Source organism: Dyella marensis (assembly GCF_900112865.1).
Classification (GTDB): domain Bacteria; phylum Pseudomonadota; class Gammaproteobacteria; order Xanthomonadales; family Rhodanobacteraceae; genus Dyella_D; species Dyella_D marensis_A.
Genome location: NZ_FONH01000032.1, coordinates 1 through 25067, shown reverse-complemented (window position 1 = coordinate 25067; position 25067 = coordinate 1). Strand labels below are relative to the sequence as shown.

The 25067-nt window shown below is 67.4% G+C and carries 11 protein-coding genes; 7 read left to right on the top strand and 4 right to left on the bottom strand.

The genetic code is table 11. The features are described 5' to 3' along the window. Nucleotides 1-29 precede the first annotated feature (29 nt). Nucleotides 30-4061 (bottom strand): ATP-dependent RNA helicase HrpA, encoded by a 4032-nt coding sequence (gene hrpA, locus BM172_RS21175; RefSeq protein WP_026636835.1) that lies wholly within the window; start codon nt 4059-4061, stop codon nt 30-32. A 133-nt stretch (nt 4062-4194) separates the two neighbouring features. Between hrpA and BM172_RS21170 the strand changes: the two genes are divergently transcribed. The 4 genes from BM172_RS21170 (at nt 4195) to BM172_RS21155 (ending at nt 13198) form a co-directional block, all read left to right on the top strand. Continuing rightward, entirely contained in the window at nt 4195-4662 is a 468-nt protein-coding gene (locus BM172_RS21170; protein WP_026636836.1) for a Dps family protein, read from the top strand. A gap of 263 nt (nt 4663-4925) precedes the next feature. Beyond that, nucleotides 4926-7529, top strand: a complete 2604-nt coding sequence (locus tag BM172_RS21165) for a glycosyltransferase family 2 protein (protein WP_026636837.1) — start codon at nt 4926-4928, stop codon at nt 7527-7529. A gap of 141 nt (nt 7530-7670) precedes the next feature. Next, nucleotides 7671-9437, top strand: coding sequence for an autotransporter assembly complex protein TamA (locus BM172_RS21160; protein WP_026636838.1), 1767 nt, complete (start codon nt 7671-7673; stop codon nt 9435-9437). An 11-nt stretch (nt 9438-9448) separates the two neighbouring features. Beyond that, nucleotides 9449-13198 carry a translocation/assembly module TamB domain-containing protein gene (locus BM172_RS21155; RefSeq protein ID WP_035324254.1) on the top strand — a complete coding sequence of 1250 codons (3750 nt, stop codon included), beginning with the start codon at nt 9449-9451 and terminating at the stop codon, nt 13196-13198. A gap of 149 nt (nt 13199-13347) precedes the next feature. Here BM172_RS21155 and BM172_RS21150 read toward each other — a convergent pair whose 3' ends face one another. Continuing rightward, on the bottom strand, nt 13348-14811 hold the full coding sequence (locus tag BM172_RS21150) for an MFS transporter (protein ID WP_026636840.1): 1464 nt from the start codon (nt 14809-14811) through the stop codon (nt 13348-13350). A gap of 659 nt (nt 14812-15470) precedes the next feature. Here BM172_RS21150 and BM172_RS21145 point away from each other — a divergent pair. Both BM172_RS21145 and BM172_RS21140 read left to right on the top strand, forming a co-directional pair. Next, the gene (locus BM172_RS21145) at nt 15471-18806 is read left to right on the top strand and encodes a GH92 family glycosyl hydrolase (protein ID WP_026636841.1); all 3336 of its coding nucleotides are present in this window, start codon (nt 15471-15473) and stop codon (nt 18804-18806) included. Between the two features lie 222 nt (nt 18807-19028). Further along, entirely contained in the window at nt 19029-20384 is a 1356-nt protein-coding gene (locus tag BM172_RS21140; RefSeq protein WP_026636842.1) for a serine hydrolase domain-containing protein, read from the top strand. 305 nt (nt 20385-20689) lie between these two features. Here BM172_RS21140 and BM172_RS21135 read toward each other — a convergent pair whose 3' ends face one another. Both BM172_RS21135 and BM172_RS21130 read right to left on the bottom strand, forming a co-directional pair. Beyond that, nucleotides 20690-21721: an NADP-dependent oxidoreductase gene (locus BM172_RS21135; protein ID WP_026636843.1), complete on the bottom strand. Its 1032-nt coding sequence runs from the start codon at nt 21719-21721 to the stop codon at nt 20690-20692. A gap of 81 nt (nt 21722-21802) precedes the next feature. Next, nucleotides 21803-22405: a TetR/AcrR family transcriptional regulator gene (locus BM172_RS21130; RefSeq protein ID WP_026636844.1), complete on the bottom strand. Its 603-nt coding sequence runs from the start codon at nt 22403-22405 to the stop codon at nt 21803-21805. Between the two features lie 140 nt (nt 22406-22545). On the opposite strand from BM172_RS21130, the gene BM172_RS21125 reads away from it, so the two are divergent. After that, the gene (locus tag BM172_RS21125) at nt 22546-24600 is read left to right on the top strand and encodes a M13 family metallopeptidase (RefSeq protein WP_026636845.1); all 2055 of its coding nucleotides are present in this window, start codon (nt 22546-22548) and stop codon (nt 24598-24600) included. Nucleotides 24601-25067: the final 467 nt, after the last annotated feature.

The window sequence follows — 25067 nt, the reverse complement described above, 5'->3', positions numbered from 1 at the left end:
CGCTCATTCTAGGACCTGCGCCGCGGTTTTCAGCCCAGGGCTTCGAGCGCGCGCGCCAGCCGCTTGGCCGAGACCGGTTCGGCGGTCTTCAGTTCCTGCGCGAACAGCGATACCCGCCATTCCTCGATCAGCCAGCGCAGCTCGGCCAGCGCGGCCGGTTCGGCGCCGGCGGCGCGATGCTTCAGGTACTCGCGCCAGTACGGCAGCACCTGCAGCATGCGCTGCTGGTCCTTGGCCGGATCCTGGCGCAGGCGTTCGGCGCGCAGGCGCATCGCCTTCAGATAGCGCGGGAAATGCGCCAGCCGCGCGGTCGGCAGCTCGCGCAGGAAGCCCGGCTCCAGCAGATGCGCCAGCTGCTCGCGCAGATCGTCGTAGCTGGCACGGGCGAAGCCGATCAGCGGCGGCTCCAGCCAGGGCTTCAGCTCGGCCTGCGCCTCGATGATGGGCTCGGCCAGCTTCAGCCGCTCCACCGCCGCGCCGAACAGTTCGCGATTGGCCTGGGTGTGCAGCGCCTCGAACGCGCCGGCCGTGCGCGCGTCCAGCGCGTGGCGTTCCAGCAGGTCGGCGAAGCCGCCCTCGGCCAGGTCTTCGCGCAGGCTGTCCACGCTGCCCAGCGGCGCGTACTTCAGCGCCAGCGGATTGCCCACCGGCAGCCGGCGGCGCGCCTGCTTCATCTCGCTGGCCAGCGCGTTGCGCAGCAGGCGCACCACGCCGCCGCGGTGCGCCTCGCGCGCCTCGTCGCTGCGCTCGAACACGCGCAGCGCCACCGCCTCGCCGAGATCGACCAGCGCGGGGAAAGCCATCAGCCCGCCGTCGGAACGCACCTGCGCCGGGATGTCCTCGAAATCCCAGCGCGTCACGTCCTCGCGGGTCAGTTCCAGGTCGGTCTTGCGCGAGAACGCCTCGCGCGCCTGCCCCTCCCACTGGCCGCGCAGCGCGGCCAGGTCGCGGCCGGCAGCGAGGGTGCGGCCGTTCTCGTCGTGCAGGCGGAAGCGCATGCGGAAATGCGCGGGCAAGGCGGTGGGATCGAATTCGCCGGCGGCGATATCGACGCCGGTGGCGCGCTTGAGGAAGGCGGCCAGCGCCTTGCTCAATGGTTCGTCGCGCGGCGCTTCCGCTTCGACGAAGGCGCGCGCGAAATCCGGCGCCGGCACGAAGTTGCGGCGCAGCGGCTTGGGCAGGCCGCGGATCAGTTCGGCGACCTTTTCGCCGAGCAGGCCGGGGACCAGCCATTCACAGCGTGCGGCCGGCAATGCGTTGAGCATCGCCAGCGGGAGGTGCAGCGTGACGCCGTCCGCGTCGTCGCCGGGGACGAAGCGGTATTCGAGGCGATAGCGTTGCGGTTGAATATCCAGCGAAGCAGGAAACGCCTTCGGATCGAGACCCGCCCCACCCGCCATCACATCGTCCAGCGACCAGCGCAACGCCGCCTGCTCCGCCGGCCGCGCGCGGCTGTACCACGCATCCAGCCCGCGGCTGCTGGCAATGTCCTGCGGCAGCTTGCCCTCGAAGAACGCAGCCAGTTCGTCCTCATGCCGGATCAAACCTTCGCGGCGCTGCTTCGCCTCGATACCCCACGCGTCTTCCATCACGCGCAGATTCGCGCGCACGAAGTCGGCGCGCGCATCGATATCGCCGCGCGCCAAGGCTTCGCGCAGGAAGATCTCGTGCGCCAGTGGCGGATCCTGCTGCTGGAAGGTGACCGGGCGACGCTCCACCAGGGTCAGGCCGAACAGGCTCACCTGCTCGTAGGCCACCACGGTGCCGCGCTTGCGCGACCAGTGCGCGTCGCGGCAGCTGGCCTTGAGCAGATGCGCGGCCTGCTGCTCGATCCACGCCGGCTCCACGCGGGCGCACATCATGCCCCACACCTTGCCGCCGACATCGAGGATCTGCGCGGCGAAGATCCAGTTCGGCGGCACCTTCGCCAGGGCCGAGCCGGGGAACACCTGGAAACGGCGCTCGCGGGTGCCGCGATAGAGACCTTTTTCGTCTTTGTGTCCGACCTGGGTCGGCAGACCGGCAAGCAGACTGCGATGCACGGCTTCATAGAGACGCTGATCGTCATCGTCACTCCCTCTCCCTTCCGGGGAGAGGGCTGGGGTGAGGGGCCGGGGCTCGCCCGAACGCTTATTTGAAGCCTGCTTCTTCGCGTGCAGCACGGGCGCACCCTTCCCCCCCCGCACTCCATCCGTGCCGACAGGCGCGGAAGCGGCAAGGCTCCATCCCAACTCCTCGGCCACCAGCAACAGCTGCCGATGCAATTCCCGCCACTCGCGCATCCGCATGAAGCTCAGGAAATGCCGCGAACACCAGTCGCGCAGCTTCGACTGCGTCAGCTCCTTGTGCGACTCGTCATACGCGCGCCAGAGATTCAGCACGCCGGCAAAATCCGATTTCGCATCCGCAAACTGCGCATGCGCCTGGTCCGCCTGCTGCCGCGCATCCGCCGGCCGCTCGCGCGGATCCTGGATGCTGAGGAAGGCCACCAGCACCAGCAGTTCGCGCAGGCTGCCCAGCTGGTTCGCCTCCACCAGCATGCGCGCCAGCTGCACGTCGATCGGCAGCTTGGCCAGCGTGCGGCCGACCGCGGTCAGGCGCTTGTGTTCGTCGATCGCGGAAATCTCGGCGAGGCGCCGGTAGCCATCCGCCACCACGCGCGGATCGGGCGCCTCCAGGAACGGGAACTCGTCCACCTCGCCCAGCTGCAGCGACAGCATGCGCAGGATCACGTTGGCCAGCGAGGAGCGCAGCAGTTCCGGATCGGTGAACGCGGCGCGCGCGCTGTAGTCCGCCTCGTCGTACAGGCGATAGCAGATGCCTGGGCCGACGCGGCCGCAGCGGCCCTTGCGCTGGTCGGCGGCGGCGCGCGCAATCGGTTCCACGTGCAGGCGCTCGAGCTGGCTGCGCTGGCTGTAGCGCTTCACGCGCGCCAGGCCGGAGTCGATCACATAGCGGATGCGCGGCACGGTGAGCGAGGTCTCGGCCACGTTGGTGGTCAGCACCACGCGGCGCTTGGTGCCGGGCTTGAACACGCGGTCCTGGTCGGCGGCGGACAGGCGCGCGTACAGCGGCAGGATCTCGGTCTCGCGGTACTGCCGGCGCGACAGCAGCAGATGCGCGTCGCGGATCTCGCGCTCGCCGGGCAGGAACACCAGCACGTCGCCGCGCGGATCCTCGCGGGTGAGCTCGTCCAGCACCGCCGCGATGTGCTCGGCGCCGCCCTGCTGCATGTCGCGGCCGCGGCGCTCGCCCAGCGCGTCCAGCGAGCGCCAGCGCACATCGACCGGATAGGCGCGGCCTTCCACCGACACCACCGGCGCGTTGCCGAAATGCTCGGCGAAGCGCGCGGTATCGATGGTGGCCGAGGTGACGATGATCTTCAGGTCCGGCCGCTTGACCGCCAGCCGCTTCAGATAGCCGAGCAGGAAATCGATGTTGAGGCTGCGCTCGTGCGCCTCGTCGATGATGATCGTGTCATAGGCCGACAACCACGGATCGCCCTGGGTCTCGGCCAACAGGATGCCGTCGGTCATGAACTTGACCAGGCTGCGCTCGGACACCTGGTCGTTGAAGCGCACCTGGAAACCGACCTGGTCGCCGAGCTGGGTACCCAGTTCCTCCGCCACGCGGCGCGCCACCGAGCGCGCGGCCAGGCGGCGCGGCTGGGTGCAGCCGATCATGCCGGCCTCGCCACGGCCGGCGGCCAGGCACAGCTTGGGCAGCTGGGTGGTCTTGCCCGAGCCGGTCTCGCCGGCGATCACCACCACCTGGTGGCGGCGGATCAGCTCGACGATCTCGTCGGCGCGCGCGCTGATCGGCAGCGCTTCGTCCAGGCGGATCGTCGGCTTGGCCGCGGCGCGGGCGCGGCGCTTTGCCGCGGAACGCTCGACGTCGGCGGCCAGCGCCTCCAGCTTGTTCTCGTCGGCACGGCGCGACAGCCCGCGCCAGCGCCCCAGCAAACGGCCGAAATCGCGACTGGAAACGCCGTCCAGCGCCTGGCGCAGCGTGCGCAGGCGGGCATCGGACGGAACGGGGCGGGAGGCAGGCGTGTCGCTCATCGGACCGCACATTCTAACGGCAGCGCGGGCCCGATAGCCCATGGCTATCGGGCGGATCGGAAGCATTCATTTCTTCCTAACAGGACCCGCGGCTAAGCTCGACGACAGACTTTTCATCCAGAAGGAGTAGCCCATGGCTATCGATATCGGCATCGCCAAGAAAGATCGCGAACAGGTCGCCAAGCACCTCTCCAAGCTGCTGGCCGACACCTACTCCCTGTACCTGAAGACCCACAGCTTCCACTGGAACATCACCGGCCCGCAGTTCAACAGCCTGCACGCCATGTTCGAGACCCAGTACAACGAGCTGTGGCTGGCCGCCGACGAAGTGGCCGAGCGCATCCGCACCCTGGACGTGTTCGCCCCCGGCTCCTACAGCCAGTTCGGCAAGCTCACCACCATCAGGGAAGAAGCCGGCGTGCCGGACTGGAAGGAGATGGTCGGCCAGCTGGTCGAGGGCCACGAGATCGCCGCCCATACCTCCCGCGAAACGATCAAGGTGGCCGATGCGGCCGGCGACGAGGGCACAGCGGACATGGTGACCGGGCGCCTTAAGGAGCACGAGAAGACCGCCTGGATGCTGCGTTCGCTGTTGAAGTAAGGACCGAAGGTCCTACGACGTAGGTTGGGGTGAGCCGCAGGCGAACCCCAACAGGGGCCTGGGGCTCGCCTGCCGTCACGGCAATGGCACACCTTCGTTGGGGTTCGCCTGCGGCTCACCCCAACCTACGCCAGCCTGGCAAGGTCCTCGCCCTGACCTCGCGCTGACCACCTGGGGCACGCCTTTATTGAGCCTGCTGCCCGGCCTCGGTAAGCTCCTCAGGCTTTGGCGCCTCGTGTGAGAGGCAACCACGGGGATTGTTCTTGACCGCGACCGACGCAGCAGCCACCCATCCCAGCCGGCCCACGCTGTTTTCAGCCATCCTGCTGGCGCTGATCGTCGCGGCCCTGAACGTCGGCCTGTGGTGGTGGGGCAACCTCCCGCACGGCCCGAACGACTGGAAAGGCCCGATCGGCGGCTTCGCCCTCTCCGCCTTCCAGCGCTACCAGAACCCGCTGAAGAACGATTTCCCCAGCGAGGACGAGATCGAGAGCGACCTGAAGCTGCTCAGTCGCTACACCTCGCGCATCCGCACCTATTCCACCCTGCAGAATCCCCAGGTCCACCGCCTGGCCGAGCGCGAAGGGCTGGACGTGATGGCCGGCGCCTGGATGGACCGCCGCCTGGACAACAACGAGCTGGAGCTGGAGGCGCTGATCGCCCAGGCCCGCCGCTATCCGAATTCGATCACCCGCGTGATCGTCGGCAACGAGGTGCTGTTCCGCGGCGACCTCACGCCCGAGCAGCTGATGGCCTATGCCGACCGCGCCCGCGCCGCGCTCAAGCAGCCGGTGTCGATCGCCGAGCCCTGGCATATCTGGGCCAAGTACCCGGAGCTGGCCGATCACGTCGACTTCATCACGGTCCACCTGTTTCCGTACTGGAACGGCGTATCCCGCGAGGCGGCCATCGGCGAGGCGATGGACAGCTTCAAGGCCTTGCAGCGCCTGTTTCCCAACAAGCACATCGTGATCGGCGAGATCGGCTGGCCGTCCAACGGCGACCGCTTCCAGTATGCCCAGCCCTCGGTGTCGGACGAGGCGATCTTCCTGCGCAACTGGTTCAACGCGGCCAAGCAGCAGAAGATCGACTACTACGTGATGGAAGCCTTCGACCAGCCCTGGAAGGAAAAGCTGGCCGGCCGCACCGAAGCGTATTGGGGCATGTTCAACGCCGACCGCCAGCCCAAGTTCCCGTTCACCGGCCCGGTGACCGAGGACACCGGCTGGCCGTGGAAGGCGATCGCCGCCGGCCTGCTGGCCCTGCTGCCGATGGTCTGGTTCGGCCGCCGCTTCGGCCGCTTCAAGCTGATGGGCCGCTTCTTCTTCGCCGCGCTGATCCAGCTGGCCTGCGGCCTGGTGGTGTGGTCGGCCACCCTGCCCTTCAATTTCTATCTGAGCTGGATCGACTGGACCATGCTGGTCCTGCTGTTCCCGGCGCAGATCGCCATCCTGGCCATCCTGCTGATCAACGGCTTCGAGTTCACCGAAGTGCTGTGGCGCCGCTCGTGGGTGCGCCACGCCGGCATGCTGCGCCCTGACCCGCCGGCCAGGCAGCCGTTCGTGTCGATCCACCTGGCCTGCTACAACGAGCCGCCGGAGATGGTGATCGTCACGCTCGACTCGCTGGCGGCACTGGAATACGAGAACTACGAAGTCCTGGTGATCGACAACAACACCAAGGACCCGGCGATCTGGCAGCCGGTGCAGGAATACTGCGAGAAGCTCGGCCACCGCTTCCGCTTCTTCCACCTGGAACCCTGGCCCGGCTTCAAGGCAGGCGCGCTGAACTTCGGCCTCAAGGAAACCGATCCGCGCGCCGACGTGGTGGCGGTGATCGACGCCGACTACGTGGTGCGCCAGGACTGGCTGGCCACGCTCACCGGCCACTTCCACGACCCGAAGGTAGCCGTGGTGCAGTGCCCGCAGGCGCATCGCGACTTCGAGCACAACCGCTTCCGCCGCATGACCGCGTGGGAATACGACGGCTTCTTCCGCATCGGCATGCACCACCGCAACGAGCGCAACGCGATCATCCAGCACGGCACCATGACCATGGTGCGCCGCTCGGCCCTGGAGGGTACCGGCGGCTGGTCCGAATGGACCATCTGCGAAGACGCGGAGCTCGGCCTGCGCCTGATGCACGCCGGCTACGAGCTGGTCTATGTCGACGAGCTGATGGGCAAGGGCCTGACTCCCGCGGACTTCAAGGCCTACAAGAGCCAGCGCTACCGCTGGGCCTTCGGCGCCATGCAGATCCTCAAGGGCCGCTGGGACTGGATGACGCACAAGGGACCGCTCTCGGCGGGCCAGCGCTTCCACTTCCTCACCGGCTGGTTCAGCTGGTTCGCCGATGCGCTGCATCTGATCTTCACCCTGATGGCGATCTTCTGGACCGCCGGCATGGTGGCGGCGCCGAAGCTTTTCACCCTGCCGATGCAGTTGTTCCTGATACCGGTGATCGGCTTCTTCTTCGCCAAGGCGATCTTCGGCATCGTGCTGTACCGCGCCCGCGTGCCCTGCAGCTGGTACGACACGCTGATGGCCTCGCTGGCCAGCATGGGCCTGTCGCATGCGATCGCGCGCGGCATCCTGCACGGCCTGACCCGCGAGAAGACTTCGTTCGTGGTGACCGCCAAGAGCCGCCGCCTCGGCGGCAGCAACTTCGCCGCGTTCGCGCCGGTGCGCGAGGAAATGCTGATGGCGATCGCGCTGCTGCTGTGCGTGGTCGGCATGGGCATGGCCTACGGCACGTACTATGTGGAAAGCACGCTGTGGATGTTCATCCTCGGCGCGCAGTCGATTCCCTACGTGTCCGCGGTGGTCGGCGCGTGGATCGCGCACAAGGCAGGCGACAAGGCCGGTTGATGCGACGCCGCCGTCGGTTGGGGTTCGCTGGCGCTCACTCCAACCGACGAACGACAGCGCGAGGTTGCGGTCTGACCTCCACCCGCTAAGCTCGGGGCAGGCGACCCCTTCGCCTGCCGCCCCCAACGGATGGAACCCCACATGCGCCGACCGCGACGCCTGGGCCTGGCCGCCCTGCCCCTGCTGTTGCTGAGCCCGTTCGCGCGGGCCGGCGTGCAGCTGGTGGTGGATGGGGTGGACGACACGCTCAAGGCTCCCGTCGTCGCCGGTGTCGAGCTGTCGCAATACGCCAATCGCGAAGCGAGCGAAGCACAAGTGCGCCGCTTGTTCGAGCGCGCGCCGGAGCAGGTGCGCACCGCGCTGGAACCCTACGGCTACTACGAGGCCAGCGCGACCGGCGAGATCCAGCAGGTCGGCGCCGACTGGCGCGTCACCCTGCACGTGCAGCCGGGCCAGCCGGTGCTGGTCAGCGCGGTCGAGGTCAAGCTCGACGACGAGGCCATGAAGATTCCCGCGGTGCGCCGCGCCGAGCGCGCGGTCGAGCGGCTCAAGGGCCAGCAGCTCAACCATGGCACCTATACCGCCACGCGCGATGCGCTGGCCGGTGCGCTCACCGCCAACGGTTTCCTGTCCGCCCGCATGGTCACCCATCGCGTGGAGGTCAACCGCGGCGAGCGCAGCGCCACCATCGCGCTGGCGTGGGAGACCGGCAAGCGCTACCGCTACGGCGAGGTGCATTTCGAAGGCTCGCAGTTCAAGGACGGCTTTCTCGATCGCTACGTGCCGTTCAAGCGCGGCGACTATTTCCAGCAGGACCAGCTGCTGCAGCTGCAGCAGGCGCTCAACGGCGCCGACTACTTCTCGGTGGTCAACGTGCTGCCCGACGTGGACGAAGCCAGGGACGGCGTGGTCGATGTCACCGTCCAGCTGGCGCCGGCCAAGCGCACCATCTATACCGGCGGCCCCTTCATCGGCACCGACACCGGCGCGGGCGTGCGCGCCGGCATGGAGCGGCGCTGGATCAACCGCAGCGGCCACAAGTGGAAGAACGAGCTGGTGCTGGCGCAGCGCCTGAAGACCTTGTCCACGCTGTATTCGATTCCGATGCCGGGCGACGACCAGCGTTCGTTCAATTTCGGCGCCAATTTCCGCGACGCCGACACCACCACCTCCAAGTCGCGCACGCTCGAACTGGTCGCCAACGAGACCCGCCTGTGGCACGGCTGGACGCGCACCATCGGCATGCACGCGCTGTCCGGCACCTTCACCGTGGGCAAGAAGGCCGGCGAGAACGACGACGTCGAAGGCATCGAGCGCGGCCGCAGCACGCTGCTCTATCCGGAGGCCTCGCTATCGAAGAAGAAAGCCGACAACCCCACCTTCGTGCGCAACGGCTGGTCGATCGACATTTATGCGCGCAGCACCGTCGGCACCCTGCTGTCCGACGCCAGCTTCAGCCAGCTCGCCGCCGACGCGAAGTGGATCCGCGCCTTCACCCGGCGCGACCGCCTCATCCTGCGCGGCAGCGTCGGCTATACCTGGACCAACGATTTCGACGCGCTGCCGCCGCAGCTGCGCTTCTTCGCCGGCGGCGACCGTTCGGTGCGCGGCTACGGCTTCCAGGCGATCGGCCCGCGCAACAGCTACGACCGCGTGATCGGCGGCCGCAACCTGCTGGTGGCCAGCTCCGAGGTGGAGCATTACTTCAGCCGCAACTGGGGCATGGCCGCCTTCGTCGACGCCGGCAACGCCTTCAACGGCACCGACTACAACCCGCGCATCGGCGCGGGCCTGGGCCTGCGCTGGCTGTCGCCGGTGGGCATGGTGCGCGTGGACCTGGGCACGCCGATCAACGACAAGCGCGAGCACGGCGTGCAGTTGCATCTCGTGATCGGGCCGGACTTGTGAGGGCTATGACGATGGCCACCTGGTTCAAGCGCATCGCCCTCGCCTTCGGCATCCTCCTGCTGATCCTCGCCGCCGCACTGTGGTGGCTGCTGGGCAGCGCCTCCGGCCTGCGCTTCGCGCTGGCGCGCGCGCAATCCTTCACCGATGGCGCGCTCACCGTGCAGCAGGCCGACGGCCGGCTGGCGGGACCGCTGCTGCTCAAGGGCGTGCGCTACGCCGACGGCCAGGGCATGGAAGTGAAGGTCGCCACCGCCACGCTCGACCTGCGCCTGTGGCCGCTGCTGCGCAAGCGCGCGCACGTGCTGAATCTGGATGTCGATGGCATCGATGTCGCGCTGCCCAAGCCGAAGGAAGAGGAACAGCCCAGCGAAAGCAGCTTCTCCCTGCAGCCCCCGCTGGACATCCTGCTCGACCGCGTGCATGTCGGCGCCGTGCGCATCGCGCAGGCCGGCGAACCGTTGTTCGCCTCCAACCGCCTCGACCTCGCCGGTCAATGGACCGCCGCCGGCATCGAACTGCGCAAGCTCAACCTGCTCGCGCCGGACGGCCATGCCGATCTCAACGGCGCCCTGGTGATCGCGGCCGGCGAGAAGGGCGATGGCGCCGCGAGCTTCGCCTGGAAGGTGGCCGGCGTGGACTACGCCGGCAGCATCGAAGCGCACGGCGACGGCAGGCGCATCAAGACCGAACTGAAGCTCATCCAGCCCACCGCCCTGCAACTGACGGTGGACGCCGCGCAGCGCGGCAACTACGACTGGAATGCGCGCCTGGACGCGCCGCGCTTCGATCCCAAGCCGCTGCTCGGCGACAGCTCGCTGAGCGCGCTCGGCCTGGCCCTGCAAGGCAGCGGCGACCGCCACGGCGGCTCGCTGCAGGGCAAGGTCGAACTCAACGACTACCAGCTGCTGCTGCAGCCGCTGCGTGCCCGCTTCAGCGATGACTTCAAGACGCTGAAGCTCGAGCAGCTCGTGCTGGGCTCGCCGCAGATCAAGGGCCAGTTCGAAGCCAGCGGCACCGTGCAGCTCGGCGCGCAGCCGGTCAGCGGCGATCTCGCCATCGCATGGAAAGACCTGCTGCTGCCCGCCTCGCTGGCCGGCCAGGATCTCGCCAGCCAGGGCAGCCTCAAGGCGCGCGGCAGCGCGGACGCCTTCCATGCCGAAGGCGATGTCGACGTCGGCCCGCCGGGCAAGCTGGCCAAGCTCGCGTTGAATCTCGACGGCACGCCGAAAATCATCACGCTGCACACGCTGGAACTGAAGCAACCGCAGGGCGGCATGCAGGCCAAGGGCACGCTCACCCTGCAGCCCGCGCTGGCCTGGCAGCTGGATGCAACGGCAAGCAGGCTCGATCCCGGCCAGCTGCTCGCCGGCTGGAACGGCGCACTGGATTTCGATATCGCCACGATGGGCACGCTGCCGGAAAACCAGCCCGACGCCACGCTGGAAATCCGCAAGCTCACCGGCGTCCTGCGCGAGCGACCCTTGCGTGCGCAGGGCAAGCTGCATCTGACCCCGCAGCAGGTGGTCGATGGCAAGCTCGATCTTGCCTCCGGCGGCAGCACCGTAAAGCTCGACGCGAAGCCCGGCGCCAGCAACGATGCGCAACTCGATCTCGCCATCGCCTCGCTCGGCGACTGGCTGCCGGATGCGCAAGGCCATGTGCAAGGCGACCTGCGCCTGCGCGGCAAGTCACCGAAGTTCTCGCTCGACGCCAAGCTGCAGGGCAACGGCATCGTCTACGCCGGCCAGACCGTCGACAGCCTGCACCTCGCCGCCAACCTGCCCGACCTCAGCAACCCGGGCGGCCAGCTCGACCTGGATACCGGCCACGCCAACTTCGGTGGCCTCGATTTCAAGCGCATCGAACTGCGTGGCGATGGCACTGCATCGCGCCACAGCCTCACCCTGCAGGCCAGCGGCCAGCAGCTGTCCACCCGCGTCGCGCTCAGCGGCAGCATGAAGGGCAGCGCGTGGAACGGCACGCTGTCCACGCTGGACCTGGAGCCGCAGGGCATTCCGCGCTGGCATCTGCAGCAGCCGTCGCAGCTGTCCTACGACGGCGGTGCGATGAGCCTGTCCGAGCTGTGCCTCACCGCCGGCGAACCGCAACTGTGCGTGGCGGCGAAGCAGGACAAGGCCGGCAATCTCGACGCCAGCTACCGCTTGCGCGACCTGCCGCTGGCGCTGCTGATGACCTTCGCCGGCCCTGACCTGCCGATGCGCGCCGACGGCACGCTGGGCGGCAGCGGCAGCATCCGCCGCAACGCGGCCGGCGCGCTCAGCGGCAGTGCCTCGATCACTTCGCCGCGCGGCACGATCACCTATGTCGATCGTGCCGACCAGCCGCTGCTTTCCTACAACGAACTCGCCGTGCAGGCGCAGCTCAGCCCATCCAGCCAGAGCGCCACGCTGCACGCGGGCCTCAACGACGGCGGCCGCGTGGACGGCCAGCTCGCGCTCAACGGCGCGCAGCAGGCGCTGGGCGGCCAGCTCGAACTGCATCTCAACAACCTCAAGTTCATCGAGCTGTTCACCAACGAAGTCGCCGACGTGAAAGGCGCCGCCAACGGCAGCTTCCGCTTCGGCGGCACGTTGGCGCAGCCGCTGGTGGCGGGCCAGGCCACGGTAACCGGCTTCGCCGCGGAGGTGCCTTCGGCCGGCCTCAAGCTCGCCCAGGGCCAGCTCACCGTCAGCACCACCGATGCCAGGCAATTCCTGATCGGCGGCAGCGTGCAGTCCGGCAAGGGTTCATTGCGCGTGGACGGTCACGCCGGCCTCGGCGAAGGCGCCACCACCGCGATCAACCTCAAGGGCAGCCAGTTCACCGCGGCGGATATTCCTTCGGCCAAGGTGATCGTGTCGCCGGACCTGCAGATCACCCAGGACGCCAAAGGCATCAATGTCGGCGGCGATGTCACGCTCGACACCGCCGACATCGACGTCTCCCGCCTGCCAGGCGCCGGCGCCACCCAGGCCTCGCCCGACGTCGTCGTGGTCGATGAGGAGCAGCAGGCGGAGAAAGCCAAGTCGCTGCCGATCACCGCCTCGGTCAAGGTCAACCTCGGCCGCAAGACGCACCTGGTCGGCTTCGGCCTGGACGGCCGCCTCGGCGGCACGCTCACCGTCAGCGAGCGCCCCGGCCGCGCCACCACCGGCCAGGGCCAGATCACCGTCGACGGCATCTACAAGGCCTACGGCCAGAACCTGCAGATCGAACAGGGCCGCCTGCTGTTCGCCGGCACGCCGATCGACAACCCCGGCCTGGATATCCGCGCGGCACGCAAGCTCAATCCGAACGCCACCATCGACGAAGGCCAGAAGGTCGGCCTGATGGTCTCCGGCACGGCGCAGCGTCCGGTGCTTACCGTGTTCTCCAATCCGGTGATGGAGCAGTCGGATGCGCTGTCCTACCTGATCACCGGCAAGCCGCTGTCGCAGGTCAAGGGCGGCGAAGGCGACATGGTCGGCGCGGCGGCGCAGGCGCTGGGTTCGGCGGCGGGCGACCTGCTGGCCAAGAGTGTCGGCAGCAAGCTGGGCATCGACGATGTGGGCGTGTCGAGCAATGAGGCGCTGGGCGGCACGTCGGCCTTCACCGTGGGCAAGTTCCTGTCGCCGCGCCTGTACCTGAGTTATGGCGTGGGGCTGTTCGAACCTGGACAGGTGATCACGCTGCGCTACCGGCTCAGCCACCGCTGGAACTTCGAGGCGCAGAGCGCGACGGATTTCAATCGTGCGAGCCTCAATTACCGCATCGAGAAGTGAGCTTGTTCTCGCTCCGTACGTAAGGCGTAGGTCGGGGTGAGCGTAAGCGAACCCCAACGCACCGCCACATGGATACGCATGTTGGGGTTCGCATTCGCTCACCCCAACCTACATCGCACCACGTCGCGCCGCGCGGCGAATCGCGCAGTTCAGTGCGTCGACATGGCCGCCTCCGATGCCGCGACATCGCGCGGCCGCAGCAGCGTGGCGCCCAGCACCGCGCCCAGCGCGGCGAAACAGGCACCAGCCAGGAACGCGGCGCGATAACCGACCAGCAGCGCGGCGCCACGCCCGGCACCATCCGCCAGGGCCATGCCCGTCTGCGCTGCTGCCAGGCTGGCCAGCACCGCCAAGCCCAGCGCGCCGCCCATCATGAAAGCGGTATTCACCAGGCCCGAGGCCAGGCCCGACTCCGACGGCTCCACATCGTTCATCGCCGCCAGCAGCACCGGGTTCAGCGCGATGCCAGCGCCAAGGCCCAGCAGGATCATCCCGGGCATGATGTCGATGACGTAGTGCCCATCCAGCGGTGCGCGCGCGAACAGCAACAGTCCCAGCGCGGCCAGGGCCAGCCCGGCCGCCAATGGCTTGCGGATGCCGAAGCGCATGACCAGCCTGGCCGAGATGCCCAGCGAGAACAGCGCCATGATCAGGTTGGCCGGCAGGAAGGCCAGGCCCACTTCCAGTGGCCCATAGCCGAGCACCAGCTGCATGTACAGCGCGGACAGGAAGAACCAGGCGAACATCGCCGCCGCCCACAGCACACCTACCGTGTTCGACACGGCGATGTTGCGCCGTACGAACAGGCGCAACGGCATCAGCGGCTTGCGCACGCGCGCTTCGATCACGAAGAACAAGGCCAGCAGCACCGCCGCCACCGCCAGTTCGCCCAGCGTGCGCGCGGACGTCCAACCCAGCTCGTTGCCGTTGACGATGGCGTACACCGCCAGCATCAGCGCCGCGGTCACCGTCACCGCGCCGCTCACGTCGAGATGGCGCGTATCGCTGGCGCCCCTGGTCGCCGGCAGCAGCTTCGGCGCGAACACGATCACCGCGATGCCGATCGGCAGGTTCACCAGGAACACCCAGTGCCAGGTCAGCGTGCTGGTCAGCACGCCGCCGAGCATCGCGCCCAGGCTGCCGCCGCCGGCGCAGACAAAGCCGTAGATGCCCATCGCCTTGGCGCGATCGGCCGCTTCGGTGAACAGGTCCATGATCAGCGACAAGGCCACCGCGGTGACCACTGCACCGCCGAGCCCCTGCACCGCACGCGAGGCCACCAGGAAGCCCTGCGTCTGCGACAAGCCGCAGGCCAGCGAGGCCAGCGTGAACAGCGCGATGCCAAGCAGGAAGAAGCGCCGGTGCCCGTAGAGATCGCCCAGCCGCCCGCCCAGCAGCAGGAAGCCGCCGTAGGTGAGCATGTAGGCGTTCACCACCCAGGCCAGCGCGGTGTCGGTGAACTTCAGGTCGGTTTTGATCGAGGGCAGCGCCACATTCACGATGGTGGTGTCCAGCACGATCATCAGCACGCCCATGCACAGCACCAGCAGCGCGATCCAGCGGCGGCGCTCGTGGTGGTGGTCGTGCGATCCGGGGGAAACGTCGTTGGTCATGTTCGGCTCGCTTGAGAGGGAGTTGACCGGGGCATCTTGCGCCGGGTGCTTGAGGATGACGAATGTGGGCGGGTGGAATCGACATCTCCATTGCGAATCCTTCTCCCGCCGGGAGAAGGTGGCGGCAGCCGATGAGGGTGCGAGCGGAGCGGCGCGCATCACTTCCGCGCTCCGCCCGTACCCTCACCCCAACCCCTCTCCCGGAGGGAGAGGGGCTCTGCGTCGAGCTACGCACAGACGCTACGGTATTCCTCAACCTTCAAAGTGGAACCCTTCTCCCTCCGGGAGAAGGTGGCGGCAGCCGGATGAGGGTACGGGCGAAGCGGAGCGCATTACTTCCGCGCTCCGCCCGTACCCTCACCCCCACCCCTCTCCCGGAGGGAGAGGGGCTCTACGTCGAGCTACGCACGGACGCTACGGTTATTCCTCAACCTTCAAAGTGGAACCCTTCTCCCTACCGGGAGAAGGTGGCGGCAGCCGGATGAGGGTACGGGCGGAGCGGAGCTCATCACCCTTGCGCTGCTGCCCCTCGCAGAGGGGCAGCAGCGCAGCAGGCATGCTGCGCTGCCGTTTGACACACCCCATTTAGAACGATTCAAATCCGGACTTCCGCGCCCGGTCCCCCACGCACCGCGCGCCCCAGAGGGGAAGACCTACGCATGCGCCATCGGCTCCGCATCTCCGCTCCGCGTCTCCTGACCTGCGCTCTCCTGCTCGCCCTGCCGCTGGCCCATGCCAGCCAGGACGGCGGCTTCTTTAGCTCCTTCGAACAAGGCGATCCCACGCCGCAGACGTCCAAATCATCTCTCGCGATCGACCTCGCCGGCGGCCCGGATAAAACCGTCGTACTCACCGCCAAGCCCGGCGTCGGCTTCACCGGCCTGCATTCGCTGCATTACCGCGGCCAGGGTGGCAAGCCGCAGGAGGCGGCGCTGTTCGACGTCAACCTCCCGGTTGGCGCGCACACGCAACTCTCGTACCTGCTGTTCCCCGTCACCGTCGGCGACAACCTCGCCAACCCGTCCACCTACACCGCGGTGGATTTGATCCTCGACGACGGCACGCGCCTCTCCGCGCACGCTGCGCGCGACCAGCACCGTGTCGGCGCCAGCGCACGCGCGCAGGGCGAAGGCCGCACGCTCTATCCCAACCAGTGGAACCGCCTGGTGGTCGACGTCGCCGCGGTGGCGCAAGGCCGCACCATCAAGCGCATCGTGCTCGCGCAGGACGGTCCCGCCGGCGCGGTGGAGGGCTATCTGGACGACCTGCGCATCGGCGACGCGCCGGCGGATACCGCCACGCGCCCCAGCGACTACGTCAGCACCCTGCGCGGCACCAACTCCAACGCGGACTTCTCGCGCGGCAACAACGTCGTCGCCACCGCCCTGCCGCATGGCTTCAACTTCTGGGCGCCAGTGACCGACGCCGGCTCGGACTGGATGTACCAGTACCAGCAGCGCAACGGCGAGGACAACCGCCCGCGCCTGGAAGCCTTCGTGCTGTCGCACGAACCCAGCCCGTGGATGGGCGACCGCCAGACCTTCCAGCTGATGCCGGCCAGCGTCGCCAGCGGCGCGCCCACCGCCAACCGCAAGGCGCGTGCGCTCAGCTTCGGCCACGCCAACGAAGTGGCGCGCGCCGACTACTACAAGGTGGGATTCGACAATGGCATCGTCGGCGAGATCGCGCCCGCCGACCACGCGGCGATGTTCCGTTTCACCTTCCGCGACGCTCGCAGCCAGCTGGTGTTCGATAACCGCACCGACCAGGGCGGCATCACGCTCGACCCTTCCGGGCGCAGCTTCAGCGGCTACTCGGACGTGAAGAGCCGCTTGTCCACCGGCGCCACGCGCCTGTTCTTCTATGCCGAAGTCGACCAGCCGGTCAGCGAGAGCGGCAAGCTCACCGGCGAAGGCCGCGATCACGTCGCCGCCTGGTTCGGTTTCGATACCGCGAAGCACAAGACGGTGAACCTGCGCATCGCCACCTCGCTGATCAGCGTCGAGCAGGCGAAGCACAACCTCGCGCTGGAGATCGCCCCGAACGACAACTTCGACAGCGTGCGCGAACGTGCCCGCCAGCGCTGGGACGAACAGCTCGGCATCGTCGCCGTGAAAGGCGCCAGCCACGACGAGCTGGTCACCCTGTATTCCAACCTGTACCGCCTGTTCCTCTATCCCAACTCCGCCTACGAGAACGTCGGCGACCAGGCCAAGCCGATGTACCGCTACGCCAGCCCGTTCTCCGCCGGCAGCGGCGAGAACACGCCCAGCCACACCGGCGCACGCGTGCTCGACGGCAAGGTCTACGTCAACAACGGCTTCTGGGACACTTATCGCACCGCCTGGCCGGCCTACACCCTGCTGGTGCCGAAGCAGGCCGGCGAGCTGATCGACGGCTTCGTGCAGGAGTATCGCGACGGCGGCTGGATCGCGCGCTGGTCCTCGCCCGGCTATGCGGACCTGATGGTCGGCACCAGCGCGGACGTGGCCTTTGCCGATGCCTGGCTTAAGGGCATCCACAACTTCGACGTGCGCAGCTTCTACCAGGCGGCACTGAAGGACGCGACCGTGCTCAGCCCGATTGCCGGTGCCGGCCGCAAGGGGCTGGAGCGCTCCAACTTCAACGGCTACGTCGACACCGGCACCAAGGAAGGCCTGTCCTGGTCGATGGACGGCTATATCAACGACTTCGCCATCGGCAACCTCGCCGCCGCGCTGGCTGCAAGCAAGGACGCCAAGGATCCCTACGCCGCCAACTACGCCACCGACGCGGCGTACTTCCACTCGCGCGCGCAGGACTACGTCAACCTGTTCAATCCGGAGATCGGCTTCTTCGTCGGCCGCGACGCCAAGGGTAAGTGGCGCTACACCAAGGCGCAGTTCGACCCGCTGCGCTGGGGCGACGACTACACCGAGACCAACGCCTGGAACATGGCCTTCCACGCCCCGCATGACGGCGCCGGCCTGGCCGCGCTGTACGGCGGACGCGACAGGCTCGCGGCCAAGCTGGACCAGTTCTTCGCCACGCCCGGCGAGTTCCATGTCGGCGGCTACGGCGAGCCGATCCACGAGATGCTCGAAGCGCGCGACATCCGCATGGGCCAATACGGCCACAGCAACCAGCCCTCGCACCACATCCTCTACATGTATGCCTACGCCGGGCAGCCGTGGAAGACGCAGGACAAGGTGCGCGACCTGCTGTCGCGCGTGTATGCCGGCAGCGATATCGGCCAGGGCTATCCCGGCGACGAAGACAACGGCGAGATGTCGGCCTGGTATGTGTTCAGCGCCGCGGGCTTCTATCCGTTGCGCATGGGCGCACCGGAGTACGTGATCGGCGCGCCGTTCTTCCCGCATATGGACATCAAGCTGGACAGCGGCAGGCACATCGTGATCGATGCGCCGCAGGTCAGCGACCGCAACCGCTATGTGCAGGGCCTGCGGGTGAATGGACAACCGTGGCATCGCCTGACCCTGCCGCACGAGTTGCTGTCCAAGGGGGCGACGCTGAGTTTCGAGATGGGGCCGGAGCCTTCGCACCGGGCCAGCGACGAAGCGGCGCTGCCGGCATCGTTGAGCGGCCCGGCCGGGCCGAAGCCGCTGCGCGATCTCACCGATGGCGGCAAGGGCGAGCGCGAGGCGACCGGCATCGCCAAGATCGATGCCTTGTTCGACAACGATGGACGCACCGACAGCGCGCTCGATGCACATGCCGTCGTGCGCTGGCATGCGCCGGCGGCGGCGAAGCTGGCGATGTATACGCTCACTTCGTCCATCAACGGCAATGCGCCTGGCGACTGGAAGTTGGAAGGATCGAACGATGGCAAGCAATGGACCGTGCTCGACAGCCGTCACGGCGAACGCTTCCCATGGCCGGGGCAGACGCGCGCATTCACCATCGGCAAGCCCGGCAGCTATGCGTGGTACCGGGTGAGCTTCGGCAACGAGGCCAAGGCGGCGCTGGCCGAGATCGAGCTGCTCGGCGCGGAGTAGAAAACCGGCACAGGTTGGGGTGGGCCGCAGGCGACTGCGAAGGCAGGATGCCGTAGCGAACATCCGCGCAGCGGATGGCCCAGAGGGTGGGCTGCTGATGCAGCCCATAACCCCAACATCGTTGACTCCAGGCGCATCGCATTGTTGGGGTTCGCCTGCGGCTCACCCCAACCTACCGTGCTGCTACAGTCCCCGGCTACTACCCACGCATGCAGGGGCGTCATGAACTACTTCCGCACTGCCGGCCTGCTCGCCCTGCTGTCCTGCCTCGCCTCTCCGGCGCCGGCCACCGAAGATCTCGCCATGCGCGCGCAGGCCATGCTCGCCACCGATATCGCCCATGGCAACCCAGGTGCCGTGGCGCTGGTGGCGCGGGGTGACCAAGTGCTTTTCCGCGGCGCGGCCGGCGTGGCCAATCTCGAACTGGACGTGCCGCTGTCGGCCGAACAGCGCTTCCATATCGGCTCGATCACCAAGACGCTCACCGCCGCCACCGTGCTGGAGCTCGCGGCCGCGCACAAGCTGTCGCTGGACGATCCGCTGTCGCGCTACCTGCCGGATTTCCCCAATGGCTCGCACATCACCCTGGCACAGCTGCTGGACCACACCGCCGGCATCGGCGACGACTGGGAGGCCAACCCGGCCGAAGCGCTCGACACCCGGACGCTGGTCAAGCGCATCGCAGACAAGGCGCCCGATTTCGCGCCGGGCACGGCGTGGCGCTACAGCAACTCCGGCTACATGTTGCTGGGTGCGGTGATCGAGCGCGTGACCGGGCAGCCCTGGGATCGCGCCATGCACGATCTCGTGCTGGTGCCGGCGGGCATGGAGCACACGCTCTATGCCGGCGACGAACAGATCGTGCCGGGGCAGGTCGAGGGCTACAGCGTCGATGAAAGGGGCAACGCAACGCACGCGGCTTTCGCCAGCATGACCGGCCCCGGCGCCGCCGGCGCGTTGACGTCCACGGCGGACGATCTGTTCAAGTTCCTGCGCGCACTGCACGGCGATCTGTTGCCGCCCGAGTGGCGCCGCGCGATGACCAGTCCGAAGACCACCTCCGATGGACAGCAGGTGCCCTACGGCTATGGTGTCGCCACCGGCACGGTGCGCGGCAAGCCCGTGTGGGAGCACAACGGCGGCATTCCCGGTTTCGCCACGCAGTACACCTACTTTCCCGAACAGGATGTCACGGTGGTGGTGCTTGCCAATACCGATGGCGGCCGTCCCAATCCTCGCGCGCTTGCGCACCGGCTGGGTGCGCTTGCGGTTGGCGATCCGTATACGGTCTGGACACCTCGCGCGCTATCCGTGCGCGAGATGCAGCCGCTGGCCGGAAGCTATCGCATATCCGGCGACAGCGTGCATACGCTGGGTGTGCGCGATGCGAAGCTGACGATCCGGCGCGACGGCGGTCCGGAGCGCGAATTGGCAATCGCGGCGGGCGACGTACTGTATTACGCCGGGGATGGCACCGACTACATCCACGTCGTGCGCGGTGCGAAGGGCCAGCCGGTGGCGTTGGAGTTCCATGCGGATGGCATGCCGGCTTCGCGCCGCGAGCCGCGGTTGCCATGACCATGGCGTATCCGCTCATGAAACGGCAACGACAACCGGCGTGAACAACCGGCGTAGGTTGGGGTAAGCCGCAGGCGCACCCCAACGTTGCAGTGCACATCGATGTGTCGACGTTGGGGTTCGCTGTGCTCACCCCAACCTACGCCAGCTCTTTTGCTCGCCATTCCTGCGCAGGAAGGTAGGTTGGGGTAAGCCGCAGGCGCCCCCAACGTTGCGGTGCACATCGATGTGTCGACGTTGGGGTTCGCTGCGCTCACCCCAACCTGCGCCGGCTCTTTTGACAAGCAAGAGCAGGTTTTCGCCGGTCAGTCGGCGACCTTCACCACCAGCTTCCCGAAGTTCTTCCCCTCAAGCAGCCCGATAAACGCCTGCGGCGCATTCTCCAACCCCTCCACCACATCCTCGCGCACCTTCACCTTCCCGGTGGCTATCCACTCCCCCATCTCCCGGGAGAACCGCCGGAACCGCTCGCCATAGTGGTCAAGGATGATGAAACCCTCCATCCGCACGCGCTTCTGCAACACGGTAGACATCGCCAACGGCAGCCGATTCGGTCCGTCAGGCAGCGACTTGTCGTTGTAGTGCGCAATGATCCCGCACACCGGCACGCGTGCATGGTTGTTGAGCAGCGGCAGCACCGCATCGAACACATCGCCGCCGACATTCTCGAAATACACGTCGATACCGTCCGGACAAGCCTCGGCCAGCTTCTTCGCCAACTCCGGATCGCGCCGATCCAGGCACACGTCGAAGCCCAGCTCTTCCACCGCGTACTTGCACTTGTCCGCACCACCGGCAATGCCAACCACACGCGCACCCTTCAACTTCGCAATCTGCCCCACCACCGAACCGACCGCACCGGTCGCCGCAGCCACCGCTACCGTCTCGCCCGGCTGGGGCTGGCCGATATCCAGCAAGCCGTAGTGCGCGGTGAACGCCGGCATGCCCAGGCCGCCGAGCGCCAGCGACGGACGCGCCATGTCGCCGAGCGGCATCAGATCCTTGCCATCCGACAACGCATAGTCCTGCCACCCCGCATTGCCCAACACCAGGTCGCCAACCCTGAAGTGCGGATGCTTCGACGCCGCCACCCGGCTTACCGCACCGCCCGCCATCGGCGCGCCCAGCTTCACCGCCTCGGCATAGCTCGGGCCGACTACGTTCATCAGGCCGCGCATGTACGGATCCAGCGACAGATACAGCGTGCGCAGCAGCACCTGGCCTTCGGCGGGTTGCGGCACGGGCACTTCTTCCAGGCGCAGATCCTGCGGCGTCGGCGCACCCTTCGGATGCGCGGCGAGGACGAGGCGGCGGTTGACGGTGTCGTTCTGGGGCATGGGGATCACTCCTGTGGGGAATTAGACCGATCGTCTAGTCGTAAGGTGCGAAAAAGGCGGGCCGCTTGCGCAGATCCCGCCTCAAACCTTGTCGTGCAAACCGAGCAGTTGCCGGGTGCCGATCACCGCCGTGTCGAGCGGCGCGCGGTTGCGCGATATCTTTGCCAGCAGGCTCGCGCCCAGCCAGCTCTGGTAGAGCATCGCCGCGACCGCATGTGCTTCCCATGCGGGCACCACCGAACCATCCGCGCGCCCATCCTCGATGCAGCGCGCCAGCCGCTCGATCACACCACCGGTGCCGCGTTCCAGCGCCGTGCGCATGCTCTCCGAGAGATCGCACACTTCCGCGCCCAGCTTCACCGCGAGACACCGGCTCTGCGCTTCGTCGCCGGTCTGCGAATCCAACCAGTCGTCGAAGAACGCCAACAGGCGCTGCGCTGCCGTGCCTTCTCCGGCCAACAGCGTGTCGGTATGCGCCAGGTAGTTGCCGAAGTAGTCCTCCAGCACGGCCTCGCCGAAGGCCTCCTTGGAACCGAAGTAGTGATAGAACGACCCCTTCGGCACCCGCGCCGCGGCCAGCACCTCGGCCAGACCCACGGCGGTGAAACCCTTGCTCAGCAACAGCGGCCGAGCCACATCGAGGATGTGCTGGCGGACGTCGGTGGAGGGGGCCGTCGCGATCATGGCGGCGCACTCTAGCCACCATTAGACCGGTCGTCTAGTGCCTCGCCGGCCGCTAGCCCATTGGTCATGTCTCCGCGCCAGCGGCCCGGGGTCTATCGTGAGCCACCTTTTTTCCACCCTCGATGCCAAGGAGATTCACCATGAAGTCGAATCGCTGGATTCTCGCCGCCGCCATCGCGGCCGCCTGCGCCACCGCGCATGCCGCTCCCGCCCCCGCTTCCGCCTCCGGCGTGGACCTGGCCGGCATCGACCACAGCGTGAAGCCCGGCGACGACTTCAACGGCTACGCCAGCGGCAACTGGGCCAAGACCGCGCAGATCCCGGCCGACCGCTCCAGCACCGGCATCTTCCTGAAGGTGTTCGAGAAGGCGGAGCAGCGCAACGCCGAACTGATCCGCGACGCCGGCAAGAGCAACCCCAAGGCCGGCAGCAACGAGCGCAAGATCGCCGACTATTACGCCGCGTATATGAATGAGGCGGCGATCGAGAAGAATGGCCTGGCGCCGATCAAGGCGGAGCTGGCCGAGGTCGACGCGATCAAGAACAAGACCGACCTCTCGCGCGTGCTCGGCGGCACGCTGCGCTCCGACGTCGATCCGATCAATGCCACCAACTGGTGGACGGAAAACCTGTTCGGCCTGTTTGTCACGCAAGGCCTGGAAGATCCCTCGCACAACGTGCCGTACCTGCTGCAGGGCGGCCTCGGCATGCCCAACCGCGACTACTACCTCAACGACGACGCCCAGATGAAGGGCTATCGCGCCAAGTACCAGGCCTATATCGCCAGCCTGCTCAAGCAGAGCGGCGCGCAGGATGCCGACGCGAAGGCGGCCGCCATCCTCGCCCTGGAGACCAAGATCGCCAAGGCGCAGGCCAGCATCGTCGAGAGCGAGGACGTGCATAAGGCCAACAATCCGTGGGCAATGGCCGACTTCGCCAAGAAGGCGCCGGGCCTGGACTGGAACGCTTACTTCACCGCCGCCGGCCTGTCCGGCCAGAAGACCGTGATCGCGTGGCAGCCGGAAGCGATCAGCAAGCTCTCCGCCCTCACCGCCAGCGAACCGCTGCAGACCTGGAAGGACTGGCTGACTTTCCACACACTCAACCACAGCGCCGGCCTGCTGCCCAAGGCCTATGCCGACGCGCAGTTCGACTTCTATGGCCACACCTTGAACGGCACGCCGAAGCAGCGTGATCGCTGGAAGCGCGCGGTGGGCTCCACTGGCGATGCGCTGGGCGATGCCGTCGGCCAGATCTACGTGCAGCGTTATTTCCCCGCCTCGTCCAAGGCACGGGTGGCGCAGATGGTCGACAACATCAAGGCCGCGTTCAACGACCACGTCGACACGCTGGACTGGATGAGCCCCGTCACCAAGCAGAAGGCCAAGGCCAAGATCGCCACCCTCAAAGTGGGCGTGGGCTATCCGGAAACCTGGCGCGATTACTCGTCGCTGGACGTCAAGGCGGACGATGCGCTCGGCAACTCGCTGCGTGCGCAGGAGTTCGAGTACAAGCACCAGTTAGCCAAGCTCGGCCAGCCGGTGGACAAGGGCGAGTGGTGGATGACGCCGCAGACGGTGAACGCGGTGAACCTGCCGCTGCAGAACGCGCTGAACTTCCCGGCCGCGATCCTGGAAGCGCCGTTCTTCGACCCGAAGGCGGACGATGCCGCCAACTACGGTTCGATCGGCGCGGTGATCGGCCACGAGATCAGCCACAGCTTCGACAACACCGGCGCGGAGTTCGACGCCGAAGGCCGCCTCGCCAACTGGTGGACGCCGGAAGACCAGGCCCACTTCAAGGCCGCCGGCCAGAAGCTGGTCGAACAGTACAACGCCTACGAGCCGCTGCCGGGCCTGCATATCAACGGCCAGCAGACGCTGGGCGAGAACATCGCCGACGTGTCGGGCCTGGCGATTGCGCATGCCGCCTACGTCAAGTCGCTGGGCGGCAAGCCGGCGCCGGTGATCGACGGACTGAGCGGCGACCAGCGCTTCTTCCTGGCCTTTGCGCAGTCCTGGCGGACCAAGACGCGCGATGCGGCCTTGCGTGCGCAGGTGATCGGCGATGGGCATTCGCCGGGTTCGTTCCGCGCGCAGACGGTGCGCAACCTGGATGCGTGGTATGACGCGTTCAAGGTGCAGTCGGGGCAGAAGCTTTATCTGGATCCGAAGCAGCGGGTGAAGATCTGGTAAGTCCGACCTGGTCTGCTGGGAAAGCCGCGCCTGCAAGGGCGCGGCTTTCTTTTTGGCTATGGCGGATGGAGGGGAGAATGCCGCAACGCAGAGCCCCTCTCCCTCCGGGAGAGGGGTTGGGGTGAGGGTACGGGCGGAGTGATGCGCTCGACTGCGCCCGTACCCTCATCCGGCTGCCGCCACCTTCCTCGCTCCTCAGAGCCGCGCACATCCATGTGCGCTCCCCGCGTGCTCTCCCACGGGGACTACCTTCGGGTCGCCGGAGGGAGAAGGATTCCAACTTGAAGGAAATCAATACACCAAGCGCACCACTTGCAACCTCACCCCAATCAGCGGATACCGGAACCGTCACCCGCCCTCGCCGCGCCCCAACCGCACGGCAGGCGAGTCATAAGGGAGACGACCATGTACACGCACATCCTCATTCCCACCGACGGCACCGACGCCTCCGTCCACGCCATCGACAC